This window comes from Muribaculum sp. NM65_B17 (genome assembly GCF_004793735.1).
GTDB classification, from domain to species: domain Bacteria; phylum Bacteroidota; class Bacteroidia; order Bacteroidales; family Muribaculaceae; genus Muribaculum; species Muribaculum gordoncarteri.
Genome location: NZ_SRYY01000004.1, coordinates 120,556 through 146,316 on the forward strand (window position 1 = coordinate 120,556; position 25,761 = coordinate 146,316).

Below are 25,761 nucleotides of genomic sequence, written 5' to 3' on the forward strand. Positions count from 1 at the left end.
ATGAACTACTATATAAAATATCTTAAGATAATCCCTGCATTTATCGCCATTTTTATAGGTTTGACATCATGTGAGGATGATATAAAGTTTGAATGTGAGAATCAGATTGAAGGTGAAGACACGACAATATCTTTAAATCTCAATACTCCATCATTCACACAAATATCTTCGCGTGCCGATATGTCCACAGAAGATGCCTATAAGGTGAACACCTTATGGATAGGAATTTATAATTCCCGTTCAGGGGAAAGCACTCTTACCGATAATGGTAAAAACGGTTTATTTCTTGAGGCCCAAAATGACCATGGTTTTGTAGCAGGAAGTCAAGATCATAACAGACATGCACTCACAAATATAAAAACGAAATCAGGAAGTAGCTATATAGTTGCTGTGGCCAATCCTGACCGCAACTTTGGATTTACAATTAAAGACGAAAAAAGGACAAGTACTTCACTTAAGGAGTTACTTGAAAATGCATCAACATGGGATGATTTCCGATCAATCATAATTGAACGCGAACTATTTCGAGGCAGTGCTGATATTAATATTCCTAATGCAACACAGAATCCGCTTCCCATGAGTGGAATATATCTTGAAGAATCGCATACTGCCGACTTTGACTGGAATACGGTAAAACCTTATGCCATCCCTCTGCCAAAGACAAACGGCGGAAATGTGTCAATGCCTGGAAGCATACACCTGCGTCGCCCGTTCACACAAGTTAAAGTAAATCTACAGGCTGCAACCGAGGAAAACAACGACATAAAGATTTTAAAAATCGAGCCCGAATCGTTTGTCATACACAATGTGCCCATTTACAGTTGGTTGTATGAACGACCACAGCTACCGGTTGGAACTCCACCTGAAAAAAATACAGATTATGCCAATGCCGGTGATGCGTTGGAAAAAGATGCTGAAAAAAACACTAACTATAAGTCATCATTGATTTATCCGTCTACTAATATCAACGAAAAAGACGGAGTATATTCGTTTGACTTCTGGATGATGGAGAACAAGCGCACGGGACTTGACTTCTGCACCGACTATCAAAAGCGCGAAATAGAGTGGAAAAACGACGCAACAGGTGCCAACACAGGCGTTTACAGAAGCTTGTGCCCATCCGAAACCCCTACGCTCAACAACTTCGCCACCTATATGGAAATACGCGCAAAACTCACTTATATAGAAAAAGATCCGATTGTAAACCCCGATGGGGTCACCGGATTACCCAATAAAGTAGACAGCCGTACAGTAGATGCCGTGTACACAATCCATCTTGGCTACGTGGGCCAAGATCCCGACCCTAAAGATTTCAACAGTTTACGCAATTCAATCTACACATATAATGTAGAGGTATTGACTGCCAATTCAATCATTGTTGAAGCATTCCGCAATAACGGAGAACCCGACCCCGAACCCCAGCCCGGAGCCGAAGGTATAGTGTCGGATGTGACAAATAAAATGTTTGACCTTGATTCGCATTACAATGCATTCAACATTCAGCTCACAGAAACAGAACTCCAAAACTTCAGTTTCTCCATGCGTTCCTACTATGGAGAAAATACCTATAACTATTCTATTGACAAAGACGGAAATCCCACAGGCGATGCTATTCCCGACAGGAATGACAATAATTACCGTTATTTTTCGTGGGTGGAGATTGTTCCAACTAAAGGAGAGGATGTACTCGCTCCTTATCCGGGAGTAACTGTAGGCCCTGATGGAACTCCGTTTATGAAATGCAATCTCAATGAAATTCGTGCAAATGCGCAAAATTTATATGATCAATCAACCGATGGATGGTTTACTGTATTTGTAAATGAATACACTTATGAAGATGAAACAACAACTCCGGGAGTTGAAACCGGAAGAAATTGGCGCAATTACGTGATGAAGCCCAACCGTGTGGCTTATCTCAATGTGGCGCAATCTGTTTCGACCGACAAAGAAAGCAGCTACTATCAGTCGAAGTATGGTATATCACAGAAGTCGATACAGACTTACTATGATTATACCGAAAACATACAGACGGCCATCGGTGTGGAATATGACAATGAAACTTTCGGCATGAATCTTCGTTGGCCGTCAGGAACAGTTAATACTGTCGCGGGAGATACCTATCCTGCAGTAACAACTTCAAATGGCGTGAATGGCACTCTTTCAGTAAATAACGGGCGCTACAACGTTTGGATTGGTAGTGGAGGCAGCGGAGGAGGAGACCAAGCCGGTAACTGGAATACGTATGTCAATTCGGGAAATGCGAATAACGGAACTTATGGCAAGGTCAATTATGTAAACAGAATCACAAATACAAATCAAACCCAATACGTTAAAAATTTTAGTGCCGCCCCTAAAACATGGCCGGTTCCACAACCAGTGCTGCTATCTCCTAATGGTTTTTCAGGAGATGATAATGGCGGAAATAAAGGAATGAGTGAATATGACCCTCAATACAACATTAATGACATTAATGACATTCAAGTTATCCATGCCATGCACGCATGCATGAACCGAAACCGGGATAACAATGGTGATGGAGTCATCGATGCCGATGAACTTCGTTGGTATCTTCCCGCCTCAGGAAAATATATGCGTGTCATAATGGGACGAAATTCTTTGAGGGAACCTATCTTAAATTATGATAACAATCCACAATTGCCCTTCCCTGCATCAGGTAATGGCGATGGAAATAATTCTCGTTTATTTCTTGCATCAAGCGATTATCGCACAATATGGACAACTCAGGGAATGTCAATAAGCAACTTTTCTACTTATTGTCAGTCACCATGGGCGGTACGTTGTATTCGCAATCTTGGTGTAGATTTAAGCACTGTTACAGCAACAGCCGAAGATGACCCTGTTGACCCCGCCTATGAGGTAGAATTGGGAAAAGGTGACTATTCTACCGGAGGTGTTGTAAGAGTTAAGCATTACTATGGAAGCTCTCTTCGCAATTATACAGTCAATCCTATAGCTATTCATAAAGTAAATTCCGAGGGCAACATGCTCGGTCAATATGGATTTGAAATAGCGTTCCGTGGTAATCAAGCAACCCCACAATCAGCAGAAGCTGATGTTAACTTTACCAATAACGCTCAAGGTGCTATAGATTACCAAGATGATGTGAACGATGCAACTCCATGTGAAGAATTGAACAAATTAAATCGCAAAGGTTGGCGTGTGCCCAATCAAAAGGAGCTTATAATTATGATGCGTAGTGGAGCAATTCCAGATTTTGGCTCCGGCAATTATTGGTATTTTATGAGTTCGACTATTCCTGCATGGAATAAAAGTACCCCCGCAAATACTAATAGCGAATTGACACATGAAAGCTCTACAATTTGCTCAATTACACAGAACCTTAGTACTCTCAATTTTGAAGCAACAGCAAAATCATACAATGAAATAAATAAGGTGCGTTGTGTCCGCGACCTCACCCCTGAGGAAGAGGGTATGTCCTACGATCAAATCCGAGCACAACAATAGCAACAAAGGAAACAACAAACCACACATAAAAAATAGTTATACACACATCCCCACACATCGGAGGCAGCGACAGGTTCTCTCGCTGCCTCCTCTTTTTTTACCATCCCCTCTCCACCATCAATTATTTCAAAAACACAAAATGGCTATAGTTTCCAACCATCAAACACCTACAAATCAGCCCATTGCAAAACTACACTCCACACCTCAAAAACTCAATGCAAAACGGAACAAAAACGCACAAACTTACGGATTATCCAGAATTTATCCGTAAGTTTGTAGCCCCCTTCTACACCCTCCACAAATCATGGCCGATATATCGCAAATAAGAGAAGGAGCCCCGATGAGCTTCGGCCAACAGCTGAAGCTCACCGTGATGCTGTCGCTCCCGGCAATGCTCGCGCAATTGTCGAGCATTCTCATGCAATATATCGACGCGTCGATGGTGGGACGGCTCGGAGCCGACGACTCGGCTGCGATAGGACTCGTGTCGACAACCCTTTGGCTCTTCTGGGGCATCTGTTCGGCCGTCACTACGGGATTCTCGGTACAGGCCGCCCACAAGGTCGGAGCCAAGGACGATGCAGCCGCACGCAACGTGCTGCGACAGGCCATAACCGCGTGCCTCATATTCAGCCTCGCCGTGACAGCCATAGGCATTGCCATCGCACCCTCGCTGCCCCGCTGGCTCGGTGGCAACGACGACATCAACCCCCAGGCATCGCTCTACTTCCTCGTGTTTGTGTCGGCATTGCCCCTGCTCACGCTCAACTACCTGGCGGGAGGAATGTTGCGATGCGTAGGCAACATGAAGGTGCCGAGCGCCCTCAACATTCTCATGTGTATCATGGACTGCCTATTCAACTTCCTGCTGATATTCCCGTCACATCACCTCAACCTGCACGGCATCGACATAACCATTCCCGGTGCCGGACTCGGAGTGCTCGGTGCCGCACTGGGAACCGTGCTCGCCGAAGCCGTCACTGCCTCCCTCATGCTCTACTACCTCTGTTACCGGCAGCCCGAACTGCGTCTGCGCGGCCGCCACGGCAGCTATCGTCCCCGGAAATCGATCATACGCAAGGCGGTGACAATATCGGTTCCCATGACCGTTGAACACGCCGTAATATGCGGCGCACAGATAGCCGTGACAATGATTGTGGCACCCCTCGGAGTCTTTTCCATAGCCGCCAACGCATTTGCCGTGACAGCCGAAAGCTTGTGCTACATGCCCGGCTACGGAATAGGCGATGCCGCCACCACCCTTGTAGGCCAAAGCTACGGAGCAGGGCGGCGCGAGCTCGTCAAGCGGTTCAGCTACATCACCGTGGGCCTCGGCATGGCGGTGATGTCGGTCATGGGAGTGCTCATGTGGATAGCCGCGCCGTGGATAATGGAGCTGATGACACCCGTAGCCGAGATTCAGAGCCTCGGCGTGGAGTCGCTGCGCATCGAAGCCTGGGCCGAGCCCATGTTTGCCGCCTCGATAGTCGCCTACGGAGTCTTTGTAGGGGTCGGCCACACCACCGTTCCCGCCATCATGAACTTCGGCAGCATCTGGGCCGTAAGGCTCCCGCTGGCGTGGATTCTCGCACGCTCCATGGGGCTGAAGGGAGTGTGGATAGCCATGTGCGCCGAGCTCACCTTCCGCGGTGCCATATTCCTGTTCAGGCTTCTCCGGGGCCGGTGGATTCCGCAAATCGGCATCCGACATGACGCCGACACCCTCCAGGCGTAAATTTATTTGTGGTGGAATCAAAGATTTACATTAACTTTGCATTCACGAAAAAGAGTTTTGCTATATGACTTACGAATATGATTATCTGGTAATCGGATCAGGCATCGCGGGCATGAGTTTCGCCCTCAAGGTAGCCGGTACGGGAAAGGTGGCATTAATCTGCAAGACAAAGCTTGAAGAGGCCAACACATTCTTTGCTCAGGGAGGCGTGGCTTCGGTCACCAACCTTGCAGTCGACAACTTCGACAAGCACATCGAGGACACGATGATAGCCGGCGACTGGCTGAGCGACCCCGAGGCTGTGAAGAAGGTCGTGACAAATGCGCCGTCACAGATAAACGAACTCATAAAGTGGGGCGTCGACTTCGACAAGAACGAAAACGGCGACTTTGACCTGCACCGCGAAGGCGGACACTCCGAATTCCGCATCCTGCACCACAAGGACAACACGGGAGCCGAAATTCAGGAAAGCCTTATCGAGGCCGTGCGCAACAACCCCCACATCGACATATTCGAGGACCACTTCGCCATCGAGATAATAACGCAGCACCACCTCGGCAAAATCGTTACGCGCCGCACCCCCGACATAACCTGCTACGGAGCTTACGTGCTAAATCCCGCCACAGGCAAGGTCGACACATTCCTCGCCCGCGTAACACTCATGGCCACCGGAGGCGTTGGAGCCGTCTATACCACGACAACCAATCCCCTTGTGGCAACAGGCGACGGCATAGCCATGGTGTACCGAGCCAAGGGCACGGTAAAGGACATGGAGTTCATCCAGTTCCACCCCACGGCGCTCTATCACCCCGGCGACCGCCCCTCATTCCTAATCACCGAGGCCATGCGCGGCTACGGAGCCGTGTTGCGCAACAAGCGCGGCGAGGAGTTCATGCACAAGTATGACCCAAGACTCTCGCTCGCCCCGCGTGACATTGTGGCACGAGCCATCGACTCCGAGATGAAGCAATACGGCGACGAACACGTATACCTCGATGTCACGCACAAGGACCCCGAGGAAACCAAGAAACACTTCCCCAACATATACCAGAAGTGCCTCTCGCTCGGCATCGACATCACCAAGGACTACATACCCGTGGCTCCCGCCGCCCACTATCTGTGCGGAGGCATAAAGGTGGACTCCAACGGCGAGTCGTCGATCAAGCGACTCTATGCCGTGGGCGAGTGCTCGTGCACTGGATTGCACGGCGGCAACCGACTGGCCTCCAACTCGCTTATCGAGGCCGTTGTATATGCCGACGCAGCCGCGCGTCACGCAATGGAGGTGAAAGACCACTACCCCTACCGTCACGATGTGCCCGAATGGGACGATGAAGGCACCCGCCACCCCGAGGAGATGGTGCTCATTACCCAGAGCATAAAGGAAGTGGGACAGATAATGACAACCTATGTGGGCATTGTGCGCAGCGACCTGCGGCTGAAGCGCGCATGGAACCGTCTTGACATCCTCTATGAGGAAACCGAGAAGCTGTTCAAGTGCTCCAAGGCAAGTCGCGAGATATGCGAATTGCGCAACATCATCAACGTGGGTTACCTCATAATGCGCCAGGCAATGGAGCGCAAGGAATCGCGCGGACTGCACTACACGGTCGACTATCCCCACACCGAGCACTAATTACGCCGTTGCAGCATAATCTTTTAGCCACATTGCACGTTATATGATTATGAGAGTTTTTATAACCATTCTTATGATGATATTAAGTGTAACGTCGATGTGTGCCCAGAAGCTCGACACCGACGGTGTGCCCGTGCCGCGCAATCCGCAGCAGGCAGCCGTGAAGGGACGCTATCACTTCATCACCGAGGAGGGCGACACCGCCCTGATGGTTGTGCTCAACAACATCACCTACTATCCGCCCCTGAAGTTCAAGAACAAGAAGCAGGAGCAGTTCTATTGGCGCACGGTGCGTGACGTGAAGCGCACTCTCCCCTACGCCAAGCTCATAGCCGAAACCCTTCTTGAAACCTACGAATACATCGAAACATTCCCCACCCAGAAGGAGCGTGAGGATCACCTTACGCGCATGGAAAAGGAGGTATTCAACCAATACAAGCCCGTGCTGAAGAAATTCACGCGCTCCCAGGGTAAGATGCTCGTAAAACTGATAAACCGCGAAACCAACCAGAGCAGCTACTCTATTTTGAAAGCGTTTCTCGGCACATTCCGTGCCGGATTTTGGCAAACGTTCGGCAAGTTCTTCGGTGTCAACCTAAAGGCGGGCTACAACCCCGACAAGGATTCCGACGATGCGATAATCGAGCGTGTGTGCGTACTCGTCGAGCAGGGAATGTTGTGATGCGTCACCTGCGGTTGCGCGGATGGTGGGCGAGTATCTCGTCACGCAGCATCGAGCGGTCGAGATGCAGGTATATTTCTGTCGTAGCAATCGATTCATGTCCGAGCATCTGCTGAATCGCCCTGAGATTTGCCCCGCCCTCAAGCAGGTGTGTGGCAAATGAGTGACGCAGCGTGTGGGGGCTTATCTCCTTCCTTATTCCGGCCAGCTCACACAGCCTCTTGACAATGTAGAATATCATTACACGCGTGAGCCTGCGCCCCCGTCGGTTCAGAAACACGATGTTCTCCTCGCCCGGCTTTATATCCATGTCGGCGCGCTGCTCAAGATAGAGGCGTATATGGTGCATGGCGACATCCGATATGGGAACCATGCGCTCCTTGCTGCCCTTTCCGCGCACAACGATGTAACCCTCGTCGAGAAACAGATGCGAGAGGTCGAGATTGACCAATTCGCTCACGCGCAATCCACAGCCGTAGAGAGTTTCCATAATGGCAAGGTTACGCTGCCCCTCGGGGGAGCGAAGGTCGATGCACGACTCCATTGCGTCGATCTCGTCGACGGTCAGCACCTCGGGCAGGTGACGCCCCAGCCGCGGACTCTCAAGCAGCAGAGCCGGATTTTCGTCAATGTATCCTTCAAGCTTAAGGTAGCGGAAAAACGACTTTATCCCCGATATAATACGTGCTTGCGATGCCGGAGCGATACCGAGGTCGTGCAGGTCGGCAATAAAAGCCTGCAGATCGTCAAGCGTCACGCCGCTCAACCGCTTTCCCTCCTCGGCAAGATATTTCACAAGCTTGTCTATGTCGTCACGGTAGGAGCTGCGGGTGTTTTCGCTCAATCCGCGTTCAAGCATCATGTAGGCATCATAGGATGCAAGTACAGCCTCTATGTCATTTATCGAGCGGACAGCCATGTCACATCATTCTTAAAACCATAACGAGAAACTCTGTCGGGGCAGATGCCTGTAGCCTACTATAACGGCTATGCGCCCGTTGGTGAATGTCATGCCGTGGGCAAGCGACGAGTCCACGTCATTGAACAGTGTCGCCATCCGCTCGTCACGCGACAGATTTCGCATAGCCACCACACCCTCGCCGTCGAGCACCTCACCGGCATATCGCAGCACGCTTTCACGCGTCATGTCGCTGTCGACCGAGTTCACCACCATGAACCTGACACCGTCACCTTGGCTCACGGCCCTGTAGTGCGAAATGGCCTCATCGGCCGTCGCCGCCTCCCGGATGCGCTTCTTATAGTCGGCCGTCACCTTGTCATATATGTCACGGTGCGGGTTGTCACCGGTGTATATGACGAGCTTCGACCGGCTGTCGACATCGAGCATGGCCGTTGTCGACACACCGTAGGATGTGCCTATCTGCAGCATGACACGCGGATTGAAGTAACACACTATGCGAAACAGCATTTTCGCATTCTTGAGCGATATTATGCGCGGATGTCGCGCGACATCCGCAGCAAGCGACAATGCAAGCTTGCGCCGCGACGAAATGTCGTCGTAGGCATAGTAAGGGCACCGCTCCCTGAGCACCTGAAGCACGAAGGAGAAAGCAAACGGCGAGTGGATTCCGAATCCCTTGCTGCGCTTGTAGCGGTTAAATGCCGTGTAGTATCGCTTAAGATTCATCGTCCTCCTTACGACGCGACAATCCAATTATACCGAGCAGGGCTGCCGCCACCACAGCTATATAGATTATGATTATTGACACGTAGGCGAGCGACGATGTCACATGAAGCGACTCGGGGTCAAACTCCATCTTGATTTCATGGGTTCCCGCCGGTATTCTCATGGCTCGCAACAGGTAGTCGACACGCGCTATGTCGGCGGGCTCACCGTCAATCCACGCTTTCCATCCCCACGGGAAATAGACCTCCGAGAACACTGCGACACCGCCCTTGCCCGACTGTGCATGATAGGTGAGTCGATTGGGAGCGTAGGTGGTTTCAAATATGGTATCGCCCGGTTGCTTTACTGGGACATTCGCACCCAGTATGTCACGGAACTTTGCGTCGGACACTGCCGTAACGGCGGGATTTATGGTGTCGAGAGCGGCCATCTCGGCATCGGCACCATCGACATACATAACCTTGTCGACAAACCATGCGTTACCGAGAGCATCGGGATTGACATATACCTCATCGTCACTCATCACGAGGTAACGCGCATTGAGCATATTGAGGACATTCATGTCGGCCTCGCTCACATCACCGCCCTGGAACTTTATCAGGTGACGGTCGATCATGTCCTGATAGCGCGTAAGCTTGGCGGCATGATAACCGCCTATCATCTTATGGTGGTAGGAGGGCGCGGCCTCGCCGAATTGCGGAATGTTCATCACGCGGTAGTTCATTGTCGTGTCGGCGAGAATCTGTCGGTCGGCCTGTGTGAGGGGAAACGGATCGCCCTGAGCAAGCTGACGGGGCAGGAAGCTGTCGCTATTGATGTAACGCTTGTCGACCATGTAGAGGTCGCCCACAATCACTACGGTGAGCACAATGCACAGCACCTTCGCACTGATTTTATCCTTGAAGAACAACAGCAGCAACGATGCGCCTATGCCGATGACGATAAACGAGCGTAACGCATCTGACGACACCATCGACATTCTCACCTTCTCTATCGCGGCAAAAAGCTGAGGATACTGCATCGCCATGCCCGATGCCACATAGTAGTCATGCTCCTGTGCGCTCAGGTAGGAGCCGAATGTGCCCGGAGCGATTATGCCTATCGCACACACAAGCAGGCACAATCCGAACGATACAAGCAACGGTATCCTGTATTCGCGCCACTTGTCACGGTTGGCTATCACTTGCTGCAGAGCCAGCACGGCAAGCAGCGGTATGGTAAATTCGGCTATGACAAGAATACTTGCCACCGTGCGGAATTTGTTATACATCGGGAAGTGGTCGATCATCAGGTCGGTAAGCCACATCATATTGTGTCCCCACGACAAGGCGATTGATATGATCGTGACAATCACCAGCATCCATTTTATGGGGCCTTTCACGATTATGCATCCGAGCAGGAATAAGGCCATAAGCAGCGCACCCACATAGACTGGGCCGTTGGTCATGGGCTGGTCACCGAAATATTGCGGCATCTGCTGAAGCGCCGAGGCCATTTCGCCGGGAAGCTGTCCCGACCTTACCAGGTCCTGAGTGGCATCCACATCGTAAAGCGACAGCAGTTTGTTGCCTCCCTTTTCGGGCTTTATCGTGGCACCGCCCTTGACATTGGGTATGAGCAGAGTGAACGTTTCGCTCTTTCCATAGCTCCACGCCGTTATGTAGTCCTTGTTAAGTCCACCTCCGGCATTCACGGCCGAAGCGTTACCTTCGCCCGACAACTCGCTGTGGTTGCCGCGCATGGTTTCCTTCGAGTATTCATAGGTGTTGTATAGGCTCGGACTGTTTGCAGCAACAGCAAGCACAGCCGCGATTGCAAGAGCGCCCGTAGCCTTGACCCATTGCGAAATATTGTGACGGCGATACAGTATAACGGCGTAGGCCACCACAAATCCCACGACAACGAACATGAAGTAATAGGACATCTGGATGTGGTTGCCGGCAATCTGGAGCATTGCAAACAACGCCGCCAACGCGCCGCCCGCGAGATAACGCCCCCTGTAACACAGCACTATACCCGCGATTGTGGGAGGTATATAGGAGAGCGTTATGAATTTCCATATATGACCCGCACCGATTATGATGAAGAAATAGGACGAGAATCCGTAAGCTATGGCACCGGGCAAGGCAAGATACCACTTAACCTTCATGGCCAGAAGCAGGATGAAAAATCCCATCATCATGGCGAATATAAGATTGGCCGGCGAAGGTAGCCATAGTGTGTAGAGGTCGCCAATCCATGACATCAGATCGTTGGACGGATACGATGGCGCAATCTGGAAGTTGGGCATACCCGAAAATATGGAGTTGGTCCATCGCGAAGCCTCACCGGTAGCCTCGGTATAGGCCTGCACCTCATGGCCTATTGCAGCACCCTGCTGCATGTCATGCTGACGCAGCTCGTTGCCTTGCATTGCATCGGGATAGAAATAAACCAACGAAAGCACTGCGAGTACGGCAACCGAAATGACGAAACCTATAAACGACTTGCTCTTGATGAATGTGCTTAATCCCTTTGACAGCGAAGTGTCAGGGCGCTTGGGGGTTGTGTTGTTGTCCGTTTGGGTCATAACCATTTAAATTATTATGACAAAGTTACAAAAAATTACGTGTTCTACTCCCCACCGCCCCACCAAAAACATCTTATCACGCAAATACGTATCCTTAACCAACATTGGCATCCGATCGACTACGACCTCTGAATGTTATGCGCTAAATGCGGATGGAAAGTATCGGTGTGTCGCAAAATATCCGGGATTTATCGCATTTTTGACTAAAAAAGGCCGGTATCGCCCCACTTTCCTGCATTTTTCATCCGATATAGAAATTTTATCGCTATATTTGGCAGATTTCAAAACCAATTCGTTGTCAATGATAGTAACTCCCGAATCCTTCAATCTGTTTCTTATCGCCATGGCCGTCACAGCCGTAGTGGTGTTCATCGCGCTTCACTTTGTGGAGGCGGGTTACGGCATGATGTACAATCGCCGCTGGGGAGCGACTGTCGACAACCGCATAGGCTGGGTGGCAATGGAGGCTCCCGTGTTCATCGCTATGCTACTGCTGTGGTGGTATTCGTCACGCCGGTTTGACACGGCACCGTTGGTAATGTTTCTCCTCTTTGAGCTTCATTACTTTCAGCGGTCATTCATTTTCCCGTTGCTGATAAACGGCAAGGGGCGTATGCCGCTTTCAATCATCGCCATGGGAATAACATTCAATGTGCTTAACGCATTGATGCAGGGCGGCTGGATATTCTACATCTCCCCGACCGACCGCTATCCCGACTCATGGCTTCTCACGCCTCAATTCATCACAGGCACGATAATATTCTTTGCCGGAATGGCTATAAACATCCACAGTGACTACATAATACGACATCTGCGCTCACCCGGCGACACGGCCCACTACATACCTCGCGGAGGAATGTTCCGTTACGTGTCATCGGCCAACTATTTCGGCGAAGTCGTGGAATGGACCGGATTTGCCATACTCACCTGGTCATGGGCCGGAGCCGTATTCGCATTGTGGACATTTGCCAACCTTGCACCTCGCGCGGGAAAAATCAACCGCCGTTATGCCTCGGAATTCGGCACCCGGTTCACCTCGCTGAAACTTAAACGCATCATCCCCTTCATATACTAATCCACCACCTGAACATGGAAACGAAAAAGGAATCAATACTATTCACTCCGGCCAATATAGGCCCCGTCACATTGCGCAACCGCACCATACGCTCGGCTGCATTCGAGGGCATGTGCCCCGGAAACAGTCCGTCGCAGCAACTCAAGGACTATCACCTTTCGGTGGCCGAAGGCGGAGTAGGCATGACCACCCTGGCCTACGCCTCGGTGACACGTAACGGGCTCTCGTTTCCGCGCCAACTGTGGATGCGTCCCGAAATAGTGCCTGCCTTGCGCGACATAACCGATGCAATCCATGCCACGGGAGCAAAAGCATCGATACAACTCGGCCATTGCGGAAACATGTCACACAAGTCGACAGCCGGAGAAACGCCCATATCAGCCTCGGGACGATTCAACATATACTCACCCACCCCTGTGCGCAAGATGCGCGAGGACGAAATTATAGCCATGAGCCGGTCATTCGGCGACGCAGTGCGCCTGGCACGTGACAGCGGCATGGACTGCGTGGAAATTCACGCCGGACACGGTTATCTCATCAGCCAGTTTCTGTCGCCCTACACCAATCACCGACGCGATCGCTGGGGCGGTTCGCTCGACAACCGCATGAGATTTATGCGCATGTGCCTCGAAGAGGTCATGAAAGCCGCAGGAAGCGACATGGGCGTAGTGGTTAAGACCAATATGCGTGACGGATTCAAAGGCGGCATGGAGATTGACGACGCTCTCACCGTGGCTCGCGAAATTGAACGCGCCGGCGTTCATGCCATAGTGCTTAGCGGTGGATTTGTCAGCAAAGCCCCCATGTATGTGATGAGAGGCGAGATGCCAATAAAGGCACTCACACATTACATGGACTGCTGGTGGCTGAAGTATGGCGTAAGGGCTTTCGGAAAAATGATGATACCCACAGTGCCCTATCGCGAAACCTATTTCCTCGATGATGCAAAGCTGTTCCGAAAGGAGCTTAAACTTCCGCTCATATATGTAGGCGGTTGCTCGACACGCACAGGCATCGAGCGAGTGCTTGACGAAGGCTTTGAGTTTGTACAAATGGCAAGGGCCCTCCTCACCATGCCCGACTTCGTAAATCGAATGCGTGACGAAGGCATTGAATCGTCGGGATGCGAGCACACCAACTACTGCATAGGACGAATGTACACGCTTGAGATGGCATGTCACAAGTGCGTGAAGGACCTTCCCCGCTCTCTGTGCCGTGAAATCGAGCAGATTAAAGCCCGCCAGAAGCAATGAACCGCGAAAAACGACTTATAGGGTGCTGGGCCATTGTCACCGGCGCATCGTCGGGCATAGGATTGGAATTTTCGCGACGACTCGCCTCCTTAGGGTGCAATGTCGTCATGATAAGCAATCAGGACACCCTTGAAAAGTGTGCCACCGATTTAGGTGTACTCTATAATGTCAAGGCTCTCCCTTTATATCTCGACCTCACCGACAGCAATGCAGTAGCCTCAATCACGGAGTTCCTTGACAGGCGTGACATCACCCCTCGGCTGCTGATCAACAATGCCGGAATATTTGATTTCAAGGCGGTGAACGACCTCTTGGAAAGCCGCATCAACCTCTATGTCGACCTGCACGTGCGCTCGCTCACGCATCTCAGCCGCACCATAGCACAACGCATGAGCCGTAACGGAGTGAAAGGCTACATCCTCAACATGTCGTCGATGTCGTGCTGGATGCCGATGCCCGGCATAGCCATGTATTCAGCCACAAAGGCATATATACGCGCATTCTCCCGGGCACTGCGCATCGAGGTTAAGGAGCTCGGCGTATCGGTAACGGTAGCCTGCCCCGGAGGCATCGCCACCAATCTGTTCGGACTGCCGCCCAAACTTCAGCGCCTCGGAGTGAAACTGCATGCGCTCGACACCCCGCAACGATTTGTAAAAAAGGCATTGCGACGCACCCTGCAGGGCCGTGCCCAATACATAAACGGAGGCCTCAACCGCATGGCTATCGTAGCAGTAGCCTCGCTACCCGAATGGGCGCGATTAATCATAAAAACACGTTTACTCGACCGCATCAACCAATGAACAACAATCCTGTACACATCGTAACGGGAGCCACAGGCGGCATAGGAAGCGCAATTGTCGACCGGCTTATAGAATCGGGAGTGTCGCACATTGTCCTCGCTTGTCGCAATCAAGACCGCGCCAAGGCGATGATTGACCGCCTGTCGCCTTGCAACGTGACGCTCACGGCAATGCAGCTCGACCTCGAGTCATTTGACTCGGTAATCAATTTCGTCATGTCGATAAGGGAGCGTGACATGGCCGTCGACACCATTTTCAACAATGCCGGAACAATGCCCGGAACAATGAAGCTCACCGCCGACGGATATGAATCGGCCACCCAGACCAACTTCCTATCCACGGCACTGCTGACACAAATGTTGCTGCCGCGAATAATCAACGGTGGCGCCATAGTGTTTACTACATCCATGACACGACACATTGCGAAACTCCGAACCGACTGGAAACAACATGCCATAACCCATCACAACCGATTCACAACCTACGGGCGCAGCAAACTCATGCTCACGCACTATGCGCTCGACCTCGCGCATGAACTTGCACCACGCGGCATCCGCGTAAACTGCTCAGACCCGGGAATCGTCGATTCAGGCATAATAACGCTCGGCAACCGTGTAATCGACATGTTGAGCGACAAGTTTTTCCGTCCCTTGATATCGACTCCCGCCCAGGGAGCCGCACCGGCTCTTAATGCGGCCGGCACCCAATTGACAGGACAAATATTTACGCTCAATCACTGCACCCCGATACCCGAAAGCTATCTCCGCAATCCGCTTCACTCAATTGCTTCGGAAGCCGTCAACGACGCTCTTGCCATATCGACTTCAGAGGCCATGCCGTAATGGATGGGCAGCCGAACACATAAACACGGAAGCACACGCGATTGATGCTCCTATTAAGTCATGTGAAAACACAGAAATAAAAAGGGAAGTGCGGCTATCGACAGAATCAATCCACAATAGCTCACACTTCCTCCCAAAACCTTTTTAACCTTAAAAACTAATGGCCTTTAGAAACTCGGATAACCGGGATTCTGAGTATATTTACCTAATGAAAAATTATATTGTGCAACGGGAATGGGATAGTACTCCTCGCCATCATCAAACTTGGCATCCTGATAGTAGATGCGGTTGTCCTTCTCGGCATTGAAGTAAGCAGTCATCACCTGCTTGGCAACACCCCATCTCACGAGGTCGAAGTAACGCTCGCCCTCAAGAGCCTTTTCAAGACGCATCTCGGTGCGTAGAGCCTTGCGTGCATAGTCCTGATTCCATCCAGTAGCGGGGTAAAGTCCTATCTTATAGTTGGCGGCATCCTTCGACGGGTCGTTGAAGTCCTTGACATAGGCACTGCTCTTGGCGCGCTGACGGATGCGGTTGATTATGTTGCGTGCCTGCTCAAGGTCCTCGCCTATCTCTATCAAGGCTTCAGCCTTATAAAGAAGCATGTCGGCGTAACGAATTATCTGCCAGTTGAGCTGCGAAGCTCCCCAAGGCCAACCCTGATACATGTCGGATGACTCGGGCGATACCCAGAAACGTTTTGCACAATTATGTCCGTAGACTCCGCGGTCACGCACCCATGACTGGCAGGGAGTGTTGCGATAGGTCTTGTAGGTGATTGTCGGACGACCGGTCACAAAGTCAAGACGGGGATCGACATTGGGCTCGGTGTTGCCGAGTGTCTGATGCTCATCGTCGATGAATGTCACGACACCGTAGTCGGGACGCGACTGGTAGTCAAACACGGGAAGCCCGGCATCATCGGTCTGATAAGCATTAATCAGGTCCTGTGAGGGGAGGAAGAATCCGTCACCGTGATAAGGGCTGTTGCCGCCGGGTGAGTTAAGCAGGTTGCTCCAGTTGACGCGTCCGGCATCGCCTGAACCGTCATTCATCGAATACTGCACGGCAAACACCGATTCAACTCCATTTTCGTTGGCAACCAGGTCAAGACCCTGGAAATCGGGAAGCAGGTCGTAGCCCGACAAGCGGTCGACAAGTTCAACCACCTCCTTGAGAAGGCCCTTATTGATGTTGACTACGGCATGAGTCTGTGCATCCTGCTCATAAGCCTGATAGAGTTTTACCTTGGCGGCGTAGGCGAGCGCGATGTTGCGGTTGATGCGGCCCACCTCATCCTGGCGTTCAGGAAGGTCATTGGCTGCTTCAAGGAGCTCCTTGGCTATTCGGTCGAGGTGCTGTTCGCGTGTGAACTCGTCATTGCGTACATTGACATACTCGGTTTCAGGAAGGTTCTCATCCATGTAAGGAATCTTGTTGAAGAGGCGCACAAGTTCAAAGTAGAAGTGTGAACGCAGCACCTTCATCTCGGCTATGCGTGATTTCTTGACAGGCACATCATTTTCATCGGCTTTGTTGAGAACTCTTAGAGCCGCGTTACATCGTGATATCTGGCTGTAGAGGTTAAACCACTTTCCGTCAAGATTACCATTGTTGCTCTGTACCTGGAATGTTTCCATAGCATGGATATCCCACAGGTCACCTTCACCGCCACCGCCTTTATAGGCATTGTCGGCGCGAACTTCACCGAAGCTCCAGTTGGTGGTAGGTCTTACCCAGGGATCGCCCTGCTCATTGGTAAAACCCGATAGTGAGGCATAGGCTGAGTTTACCAGCAAATCTATGGCGTCGGTCGAATTCATCACACCGTCCGAAAGGCTGCCCTGAGGCTTGTTTTCAAGGAAGTCATCGCTACAGCCCACGAGCATTGCGGCACATCCGAGAGTAAGTAATATATTTTGTATTTTCATTTTATTAAAAATTTAATGGTGTTGTTGTTTTGTTATCAGAAACCGAATTGTATACCCACAGTGTATTGACGGGGCAATGCGTAGGGATAACCGAGTCCTTCGGGATCGGCTCCCGAGTAGTTGGTGATGGTGAACAGATTCTGTGCCTGAAGATATATTCGTGCATTTGACAGCTTAAGCTTGCTGCGCAACGAGGCGGGCAGCGAATAACCTACGGTAAGTGTCTTCATGCGCAGGAACGAACCGTTTTCGATGTGAAATTCCGAAACCTCATGCTCATTGTTGTTATTGTCGGTCGTAGGAGCCGGAGTGTCACAATTATAGTAGCCGGTCAAGAGATAGTTGTCGTAAGCCTTGGCGGCATCAAGCAGGCGGGTGCCGTGGTTACCGTTCCAGCACTGGAACAAATCGGTATAGTACTTCGAGTTGTTGAATGCGTCACGTATGATTGAAGTAAAGAACATGCTCAAATCAAAGCCTTTCCAGTTGGCGGCGAGATTAAGTCCGAACTGAGCCTTGGGAAGGTCACATCCGAGCCATGTGCGGTCATTGTAGTTTATCTTGCCGTCACCGTCGGCATCGACATATTTCACACGACCCACTGCCGGGTGTCCGAACTCTACCTGATAACGATTGCAATATTCATCAACCTCTTCCTGAGAGCGGAAAACACCGTCGGTCTTGAATCCCATCCATGAACCGAGCGACTGTCCCACAAGTGAGTGTCCGGCATAACCTCCGCCGTAGGAATAGTAGATGTCGTCGAGCAGGTCGGTCACTTCATTCTTCTGAAGCGTGAAATTGAATCCTACCTCGTAGCTGAAGTCACGATTCACATTAGTGCGCCAGGTGATTTGTCCCTCGAAGCCTCGATTAACCATCTCACCGCCGTTATACCAGCAGTAACCGCCTTCACCTATGGTCGCTATATATGGTTTCTCAACAAGCATGTCCTTGGTTTCCTTGTGGAAATAATCGATTGAAACGGTGAGTCGGTTGTTAAGGAATCCGGCATCGATACCGAAATTGGTCTGATAGGTCTTTTCCCATTTAAGATCGGGATTGGTGGTGCGGATACGGAAGGCTCCGGGTGACAGTGTAGTGCCGTCGCCGTTCATGTTATAGGAACCACGGTCAAGGCTCATGAGATATTTGGCATAGAACGCTTCATTGTCGATGAGGTCGTTACCGTTGATACCCCATGATCCGCGAATCTTCAGGTCGGAAAGCCAGCTGCTTGTCGATTCCATGAAACTCTCCTGCGATATGCGCCATCCTGCCGAGAACGAGGGGAACCAGTCGTAGTTGTGATCCTTGGAGAGGCGTGACGATGCGTCACGGCGTATAGTGAACGATGCAAGGTACTTGTTGTCGTAGGTATAGTTCAACTTTCCGAATCCCGAGAACATCGAGTAGTTGGAAGCACCGGCGCCCACATTCTTGTTGGCCGTCACGTTGCCGAGATATATGTAGTTGGGATCCTCTATCTCCAGTCCCGTACCGTAACCGAAGAAACTTTCGTTGTGATACTTCTTCGACTCCACACCGGCAAGAGCCATGATTGAGTTCTTGCCCAAGTCGATGTTGTACTGAGCGGTGTTGGTCCACACCCAGTCGACATTCTTTGCGGTTGACTGAGTAAGCTTGTTGACATCGTCACGAAGCCACTTGGGCTCAAAAGTCTTGTTGGTTTCGTTATAGTAGTTGACACCGAAGTTGGTCTTTACTATAAGGTTCTTTATAGGCTCAATCTGAAGATATGCGTTACCGAACACTCGCCAGTATTCATGATTGTTGGACTTGTTATTGTTAATAAGACGCATCATGTTGGGTGCATCACCCAATATATCGTTAATCTGGTCAACATACACGCCGTCGGCATCATAGACAGCCTTGGCGGGATGCTGCTTAACGGCATTCTCCTCGGCGCCGTCGGGCATATAGTGGGCCTTCCACCAGTTCACGGCTATATTACCTCCCGCCTTCAGGCGATTGCCAAGGAATCCGTAATCGGAGCTGAATCGGGTGTTGATGCGCTGAAAGTCGGAACCCTTCACGATGCCGTCATGATTGAGCCAGCTTAGCGAGAGTGACGACGAACCGTTTTCAGCACCCTTTGAAAGACCTACGCTGTAGGTTTGCATCAGGGCAGTGCGGTGAATCTCCTTCTCCCAGTCGGTCGATTGGGGAAGCACGTCGACACCGTTGAGATTCTTGTAGGTCTGCAATACGGGGGTGGCTCCGTTGCCGTATACGGCCGATGACGGAGTAGCTCCGTTATGTGCATATTTATAAGCCGACCAATATACTTCGCCCCACTGATAGGAGTCGAGCAAGTCAAGACCGCTGTTGTAGGTCTGCATTGTCAACGTAGCATCGAATGTCACGCGCGCCTCGCCCGACTTTGCCCGCTTGGTGGTTATGATGATAACACCGTTGGCAGCCTGGGCTCCGTAGATTGAAGCCGAAGCGGCGTCCTTCAACACCTGTATCGACTCGACATCGTTGCTGCTGAGTATTGTTCCGGGATTTTCACGCGTCATCACGCCGTCGATTACATACAACGGGCCGTTGGCATCGCCTCGGAATGATGAAGCTCCACGTATTGATGTTCCTGTGCTGAGTCCGCCGGGCGTTCCATCGGTAGTGATGGTCATACCTGCCACACGGCCTTGGAGCGACTGAATGACATTGCCGGTTGGCGTGTCGGCGACATCCTTCATCTTGACAACCGACACCGAACCGGTGAGGTCGGATTTCTTTTCCGAAGAGTAACCTACCACAACCACCTCATCAAGAGTTTCAGTATCCTCTTCAAGAATGATAGTCATTTCAGGTTGGGCTTTCACGGTCTTGGGCTTAAACCCGATATAAGAAACGGTAAGGTTGGAACCCTCGGGAACAGTCATGATGAAGTTACCGTCAATGTCGGTTGCAGCACCATTAGCACCCTTTACATCTGAAATCACGCTTGCACCTATAAGAGGTTCGGAATCGGTTGCCGAAACCACCGTTCCATGCACTGTGATGCTCTGTGCTTGTACTGCGATTGCTACTATGAGCAAAAATGTACTTAGAATTATTCTTTTCATGTTATATTTAGATTGGTTTGTTATTTCCGACACAAAGTTATGTCCAATAGGCTGCAAAGGCATATAATCGATGTTGCACAAGCTATGAATTTTGATTCATTGCACGATTATTGATAGATAAAGCATCATTTTTCACATCGCTCATCCCTTTTTGCACAAAACACACCCTTCAACAGTAGTGAAAGGCGTGTTTTATGTTATGTGTCGGTTGTAAACTCTATTTTTTAAATGCTATGCGTTCTCTAAGTTCGGTCGGTGTTTCATCGAATGCTTCCCTGTAGCATCTCGTGAAATAGGCCGGGGAGGAGAATCCCACTTCGTAGGCAATCTCGCCTATAGTCTTTTCGGTCGTGGTGAGCATCTCACGTGCCTGTTTCAAGCGCAGGTTACGCAACAGCTCCACGGGCGAATAGTTGGTAAGTGCCTTTATCTTGCGATAGAACTGCGACCGTCCCAGCCCCATCATCGAAGCCAGACTGTCGACATTCAAGTCGGGATTTCCCATCTCCTTTTTCATTATGTCGAGAACCTTGGAATAGAACTCGCTGTCGACATCGTTTACCGGCACTGACGCATTGCGCTCCTTTGCCTTTACATCACCGCCGCCATTGGACGACCACAGATTCTTGATGCGCTTGCGGTTATCTATAAGGTTACGACATCGCGACTTCAGCACCGCGCTGTTGAACGGCTTCGACAGGTATCCGTCGGCACCGCTGTCGTAGCCTCGCGCCCTCTGTTCATCCATCGAGCATGCCGTGAGCATCAACACCGGAATGTGGGATGTCGACACCTCATCCTTTATGATACGACAACATTCGAGTCCGTCCATGACAGGCATCATGACATCGCATATTATCAAATCGGGCACATATTTTGCGGCTAACCTCACTCCTTCACGACCGTCGGGAGCCGTGACAATGTTATATTCATCCTTCAACAACTCGACTATCATGCGGCGTATGTCGGCATTGTCGTCAATAACAAGAAGCAACGGAAGCTCAGTGCCGGCGGTGGTTGTCCTGTCGACCTCTTCCAGCCTGTCAAGCTCGGCATTGACATCGGCTTTGGTTATGAGATTGTCGGTATCGGCCGGCATGCACTCCTCAACATGAACCACAGGTAATGTCACGGTAAATTTCGAGCCCACCCCAAGAATGCTTTCAACCGCTATTGAACCTCCGTGAAGCTCTACAAAGGCCTTGGCCAACGACAATCCTATGCCCGATCCGTTGGGATGTATCTTGTCGACCTGATAGAAGCGGTCGAATATATTGTTAATGTCATCGGATCCTATACCGTGCCCTGTATCCTCGATTGAGAAGCGGAGGTTGTCGCCATCCAATCCGCAACTGAATTTTATCGAACCGTTGTCGGGCGTGTACTTGAAAGCATTCGACATGAGGTTGAAGAACACTCTCTCGATCTTTTCGGCATCGACGGCCAACGTAAAGTCCTTGTCAAGCGTCACATCGACGGTAAGAGTTATGTCACGCTTGCGTGCTATGGAGTTGAACGACTCGGCCCACTCCTTGACAAGGGTGCCAAACTTCGATTCAACAAGATTAAGGTTGAGCTTACCGTTTTCATACTTACGGAAATCCAGAATCTGATTGATCAACCGCCTCAGAATCTTCACATTCTTATTGGCTATCTTCATCAACATGCTCTGTTGCGGAGTAAGGTTGTCGGCAACTGCAAGTTGCTCCACCGGCTCGGCAATAAGCGTGAGCGGGGTTCTCAAGTCGTGTGACACATTGGTAAAAAACACCAGTTTTGATTGTGTCGCGGCATTAAGCTGCTCATTAAGTTCGCGCTGAGTGTCACGCTGCTCCTCAAGTATCTTGTTTTGACTCATCAGCACATTCTGATGCTTTTTACGCTGCCAGAAAGCCCTAAGAACCAGAAACAACACTCCGAATAGGAGCAACAATATTATTATCATTGCATAGAACAGCGATGTCTGTGCCGAATGACGGTTCCAATAATCGTCGACCTGCGACTTCAGATACTTTATCTTGGATGTTTCTTCCTCAAGCGACTCATTCTGCAACAACAGGATGTCGGCATTTGACAAGTCGACAGCCGACGACAACGGCAGAATCTTTTCCCTTTCGTAGGGACGGCCGCTCAATATGTTCAATGCCGTGCGTATAAGCCTGTAGCCTTCGGTGGGATATAGAAACGTTGCATCGATCACCGAATCGGCAACAGCCTTTATGCCTATTTCGGGAGCTGCATCTATACCTATTATTCTTATATCCTTGCCATGCTTACGCGCAACATCCGATGCAGCTATGGCCATGCGGTCATTGTGAGCATAAATCAGGTCTACATCCTCATATATATTAAGAAGTGAATCAACCTTTATGGCTGCATCCTCATAATTCCAGTTACCGTAGGCCGAAGCGATGATGTCAATTCCCTTCAGCTCAGCCTCCTTGGCAAATCCTTCATGACGCCCCACCGCCGGAGTGGAACCGGCAAGACCGTGTATCTCAATTACATTTCCACCGTCGGGGAGCAGATGACGGGCATAATCGGCCGCCGACTTTCCTATCCCTACATTGTCGACACCCTGATAGGCGGTATAGCTGTCGCCGTTTATATTACGGTCAAATACAATGACGGGTATTCCCGCATCATACACCTCCTCGATGACCGGCGTTATGGCATCGGCCTCATTTGGAGCGGCGATTATGATATCGAAACCGTTATCGGCAAAATAGCGTATGTCGGCAATCTGCTTTTCATTGCTGTCATCGGCCGAGCGTATTTCAACCGTAGCCTCGGGATGAAACATAATCTCGCGTTGAATCTCCTCGTTCATCTTGGTGCGCCAGTCATCATTGCTGCACTGCGAAACACCTATGCGATATTTGGTTTCCTCCTTACATGATTGAAACGCCGACAACATTATCACAATAAATATAATGTGACAAATTTTTCTATGCATATTATTTTACAGGTTTAACTATGGTATCTTTTTTCTATTCGCTGCAAAAATAAATATAATATTATGAAAAACAGTGCTTTTGATTATAAATATCGAGCAATGCAACATTTGTACAATATTATGGGTAATTTTTAATAACGCGTGACATTCTTATATATTAGTTTTGCATTGTGAAATCCAATCAAACAAAACAACCTCAAAAAAAGATAACATGAAAATAATCGCAAAAGCAGTCATGTCATTAGTTGCAATGTCACTCTCAGCTGCAACGATCACGGTCCTTGCATCGGAGCCGGGCATTAAAATCGAACATCTCGGAACCAACAACACGATTGTTCGCGTCGACAGCGACAGCAAATATCTGCTGCTTCCCGTGCAGGAGTCAATCGACGATGCTACAGTGAAGATAATAGTTGACGGAAAGCTTGAACGCACACTGGCCGTGCGCATGGCAAAATCCAAAGTGGACTATACCGTGCCTCTCGACCTTACCCCTTATAAAGGACACGACCTCATCCTTGATGTGGTCACCTCACAAAGCCGCTCATCGGTAAGAGAGGCAAAAGACGACGCCTGCTGGAACAACCTTGCATTTGCCGACACCATCGACACAACAAACCGTGAGAAATATCGCCCGATATATCATCACACACCCCTCTACGGATGGATGAACGACCCCAACGGAATGGTCTACAAGGACGGTGTGTGGCACTTGTGCTATCAGTGGAATCCTTACGGCTCGAAATGGCAGAATCTCTCATGGGGACAATCGACAAGCCGTGACCTCATTCACTGGGACCATCAGTTAAACCCCGTAGTGGAACCCGACGGACTCGGCATGATATTCAGCGGAAGCTCGGCAATAGACACAGCCAACAGCGCCGGATTCGGAAAAGACGCAATAGTGTCGATGTACACTTCGGCCGGCACAAGCCAGATACAAAGCCTGGCATGGAGCGATGACAATGGCACAACCTATCATAAATATCCCGGCAATCCCGTGATCACCCTTGAAAGCGAAGCCCGCGACCCCAATATGTTCTGGAACGACGAAACCAAACTGTGGACATTGGTACTCGCCCATGCGCTCGACCACGAAATGCTCATATTCACTTCACCCGACATGAAGGAGTGGACCCTGAAGAGTGCCTTCGGTAAAGGACTCGGCTCACAGGACGGTGTGTGGGAGTGTCCCGACCTTTTTAAACTTCCCGTTGAAGGAAGCGACGAGAGCAAGTGGGTTCTCCTGTGCAACATCAATCCAGGCGGCCCCTTTGGTGGAAGCGCGACACAGTACTTCATAGGCGACTTTGACGGAACCACATTCACCCCCGACCGTGACGCATCGGGTAACGTGCCTACAAAGTGGATGGACTACGGTAAGGATCACTACGCAACCGTAAGCTTCAGCAACGCTCCCGACAACCGACGCACTGTCATAGGATGGATGAGCAACTGGCAATATGCGGCCGAAGTGCCCACTATGCAGTTCCGCAGCGCCAACACACTTCCCCGTGAGGTGGGACTGTTCAAAGGAAATGACGGACAGATCTACGCCTCGTCGGCACCCTCGCCCGAACTGCTGTCGCTTCGCGGAAAAGCCGTAACCGATGTCAAGAGCATCAAGGCCGGCGCCAAGGCTCGCAACTACAACCTGCCTTCGGTCAACGACGGAGCATGTGAAATAGTAATGGACATTGAACCGGGACGCACATCCGATGTAACCCTGACGCTATCCAACCACAAAGGCGAAAAAGTTGTGATGACCTACAATCCGGCCGAAGAAACAATGTCGTTTGACCGTCGCGAAAGCGGAGTCACCGATTTCAGTCAGGATTTCCCCGCCGTCACCGTATCACCCACATTCGGCAAGGACTCTCGATTGAGCCTGCGCATATTCATCGATCGCTCAAGCATCGAGGTTTTCGGAAACGACGGACGATTTGTAATGACCAATCTCGTATTCCCAACAACTTCCTACACTACTCTCTCACTGTCGGCCGCCAACGGCAAAGCCAAAATAAATAATCTAAAAATTTACACAATAAAATAA

15 protein-coding genes are annotated in these 25,761 nt (G+C 50.5%); 9 read left to right on the top strand and 6 right to left on the bottom strand.

From position 1 onward, the window contains the following. From E5354_RS07240 to E5354_RS07255, 4 genes are all read left to right on the top strand, one after another. Window positions 1–3,486: a hypothetical protein gene (locus tag E5354_RS07240; protein ID WP_135946945.1), complete on the top strand. Its 3,486-nt coding sequence runs from the start codon at window positions 1–3 to the stop codon at window positions 3,484–3,486. Between the two features lie 304 nt (window positions 3,487–3,790). Next, entirely contained in the window at window positions 3,791–5,221 is a 1,431-nt protein-coding gene (locus E5354_RS07245) for an MATE family efflux transporter (RefSeq protein ID WP_135946946.1), read from the top strand. A gap of 64 nt (window positions 5,222–5,285) precedes the next feature. Beyond that, the gene (gene nadB / locus E5354_RS07250) at window positions 5,286–6,857 is read left to right on the top strand and encodes an L-aspartate oxidase (RefSeq protein WP_135946948.1); all 1,572 of its coding nucleotides are present in this window, start codon (window positions 5,286–5,288) and stop codon (window positions 6,855–6,857) included. A gap of 73 nt (window positions 6,858–6,930) precedes the next feature. Then, on the top strand, window positions 6,931–7,539 hold the full coding sequence (locus E5354_RS07255) for a DUF4294 domain-containing protein (RefSeq protein WP_246863762.1): 609 nt from the start codon (window positions 6,931–6,933) through the stop codon (window positions 7,537–7,539). Window positions 7,540–7,543: 4 nt separating this feature from the next. On the opposite strand, the gene xerD is transcribed toward E5354_RS07255, so the two are convergent. From xerD to E5354_RS07270, 3 genes are read right to left on the bottom strand one after another with little or no spacing between them, the layout of a single operon-like run. After that, window positions 7,544–8,458 carry a site-specific tyrosine recombinase XerD gene (gene xerD / locus E5354_RS07260; RefSeq protein WP_135946949.1) on the bottom strand — a complete coding sequence of 305 codons (915 nt, stop codon included), beginning with the start codon at window positions 8,456–8,458 and terminating at the stop codon, window positions 7,544–7,546. Window positions 8,459–8,470: 12 nt separating this feature from the next. Next, a complete protein-coding gene (locus E5354_RS07265) occupies window positions 8,471–9,187 on the bottom strand; it encodes a hypothetical protein (RefSeq protein ID WP_135946951.1) in 717 nt (238 codons plus the stop codon). Next, window positions 9,177–11,756, bottom strand: a complete 2,580-nt coding sequence (locus E5354_RS07270) for a YfhO family protein (protein WP_246863763.1) — start codon at window positions 11,754–11,756, stop codon at window positions 9,177–9,179. Before E5354_RS07270 ends, E5354_RS07265 begins: the two co-directional genes overlap by 11 nt. A 301-nt stretch (window positions 11,757–12,057) precedes the next feature. Here E5354_RS07270 and E5354_RS07275 point away from each other — a divergent pair, with 301 nt between their 5' ends. The 4 genes from E5354_RS07275 to E5354_RS07290 are packed head-to-tail and all read left to right on the top strand — an operon-like array spanning window position 12,058 to window position 15,729. Beyond that, window positions 12,058–12,831 carry a DUF1295 domain-containing protein gene (locus E5354_RS07275; protein WP_123395396.1) on the top strand — a complete coding sequence of 258 codons (774 nt, stop codon included), beginning with the start codon at window positions 12,058–12,060 and terminating at the stop codon, window positions 12,829–12,831. A gap of 14 nt (window positions 12,832–12,845) precedes the next feature. Beyond that, complete coding sequence (locus E5354_RS07280) at window positions 12,846–14,084, top strand: NADH:flavin oxidoreductase (RefSeq protein ID WP_123394810.1); 1,239 nt, start codon at window positions 12,846–12,848, stop codon at window positions 14,082–14,084. Further along, window positions 14,081–14,887 carry an SDR family NAD(P)-dependent oxidoreductase gene (locus E5354_RS07285; RefSeq protein WP_135946953.1) on the top strand — a complete coding sequence of 269 codons (807 nt, stop codon included), beginning with the start codon at window positions 14,081–14,083 and terminating at the stop codon, window positions 14,885–14,887. The genes E5354_RS07280 and E5354_RS07285 overlap by 4 nt, the downstream gene beginning before the upstream one ends. After that, the gene (locus E5354_RS07290; RefSeq protein WP_168353844.1) at window positions 14,884–15,729 is read left to right on the top strand and encodes an SDR family NAD(P)-dependent oxidoreductase; all 846 of its coding nucleotides are present in this window, start codon (window positions 14,884–14,886) and stop codon (window positions 15,727–15,729) included. Before E5354_RS07285 ends, E5354_RS07290 begins: the two co-directional genes overlap by 4 nt. A 167-nt stretch (window positions 15,730–15,896) precedes the next feature. On the opposite strand, the gene E5354_RS07295 is transcribed toward E5354_RS07290, so the two are convergent. From E5354_RS07295 to E5354_RS07305, 3 genes are all read right to left on the bottom strand, one after another. Beyond that, window positions 15,897–17,660, bottom strand: coding sequence for a RagB/SusD family nutrient uptake outer membrane protein (locus E5354_RS07295; protein WP_135946956.1), 1,764 nt, complete (start codon window positions 17,658–17,660; stop codon window positions 15,897–15,899). A 35-nt stretch (window positions 17,661–17,695) separates the two neighbouring features. Next, complete coding sequence (locus E5354_RS07300) at window positions 17,696–20,752, bottom strand: SusC/RagA family TonB-linked outer membrane protein (RefSeq protein ID WP_135946959.1); 3,057 nt, start codon at window positions 20,750–20,752, stop codon at window positions 17,696–17,698. A 217-nt stretch (window positions 20,753–20,969) separates the two neighbouring features. After that, window positions 20,970–23,669: a substrate-binding domain-containing protein gene (locus tag E5354_RS07305; protein WP_246863764.1), complete on the bottom strand. Its 2,700-nt coding sequence runs from the start codon at window positions 23,667–23,669 to the stop codon at window positions 20,970–20,972. A 274-nt stretch (window positions 23,670–23,943) separates the two neighbouring features. On the opposite strand from E5354_RS07305, the gene E5354_RS07310 reads away from it, so the two are divergent. Next, window positions 23,944–25,761, top strand: a complete 1,818-nt coding sequence (locus E5354_RS07310) for a GH32 C-terminal domain-containing protein (RefSeq protein WP_246863765.1) — start codon at window positions 23,944–23,946, stop codon at window positions 25,759–25,761.

What these genes read in the sequence shown, in the direction of transcription:
- E5354_RS07310 (WP_246863765.1), top strand. Translation starts at nt 23,944, where the DNA reads ATGTCATTAGTTGCAATGTCACTCTCAGCTGCAACGATCACGGTCCTT.
- E5354_RS07300 (WP_135946959.1), bottom strand. Translation starts at nt 20,752, where the DNA reads ATGAAAAGAATAATTCTAAGTACATTTTTGCTCATAGTAGCAATCGCA.
- nadB (WP_135946948.1), top strand. Translation starts at nt 5,286, where the DNA reads ATGACTTACGAATATGATTATCTGGTAATCGGATCAGGCATCGCGGGC.
- E5354_RS07255 (WP_246863762.1), top strand. Translation starts at nt 6,931, where the DNA reads ATGATGATATTAAGTGTAACGTCGATGTGTGCCCAGAAGCTCGACACC.
- E5354_RS07290 (WP_168353844.1), top strand. Translation starts at nt 14,884, where the DNA reads ATGAACAACAATCCTGTACACATCGTAACGGGAGCCACAGGCGGCATA.
- E5354_RS07270 (WP_246863763.1), bottom strand. Translation starts at nt 11,756, where the DNA reads ATGACCCAAACGGACAACAACACAACCCCCAAGCGCCCTGACACTTCG.
- E5354_RS07265 (WP_135946951.1), bottom strand. Translation starts at nt 9,187, where the DNA reads ATGAATCTTAAGCGATACTACACGGCATTTAACCGCTACAAGCGCAGC.
- E5354_RS07285 (WP_135946953.1), top strand. Translation starts at nt 14,081, where the DNA reads ATGAACCGCGAAAAACGACTTATAGGGTGCTGGGCCATTGTCACCGGC.
- E5354_RS07275 (WP_123395396.1), top strand. Translation starts at nt 12,058, where the DNA reads ATGATAGTAACTCCCGAATCCTTCAATCTGTTTCTTATCGCCATGGCC.
- E5354_RS07280 (WP_123394810.1), top strand. Translation starts at nt 12,846, where the DNA reads ATGGAAACGAAAAAGGAATCAATACTATTCACTCCGGCCAATATAGGC.
- E5354_RS07240 (WP_135946945.1), top strand. Translation starts at nt 1, where the DNA reads ATGAACTACTATATAAAATATCTTAAGATAATCCCTGCATTTATCGCC.
- E5354_RS07295 (WP_135946956.1), bottom strand. Translation starts at nt 17,660, where the DNA reads ATGAAAATACAAAATATATTACTTACTCTCGGATGTGCCGCAATGCTC.
- xerD (WP_135946949.1), bottom strand. Translation starts at nt 8,458, where the DNA reads ATGGCTGTCCGCTCGATAAATGACATAGAGGCTGTACTTGCATCCTAT.
- E5354_RS07245 (WP_135946946.1), top strand. Translation starts at nt 3,791, where the DNA reads ATGGCCGATATATCGCAAATAAGAGAAGGAGCCCCGATGAGCTTCGGC.
- E5354_RS07305 (WP_246863764.1), bottom strand. Translation starts at nt 23,669, where the DNA reads ATGTTGTCGGCGTTTCAATCATGTAAGGAGGAAACCAAATATCGCATA.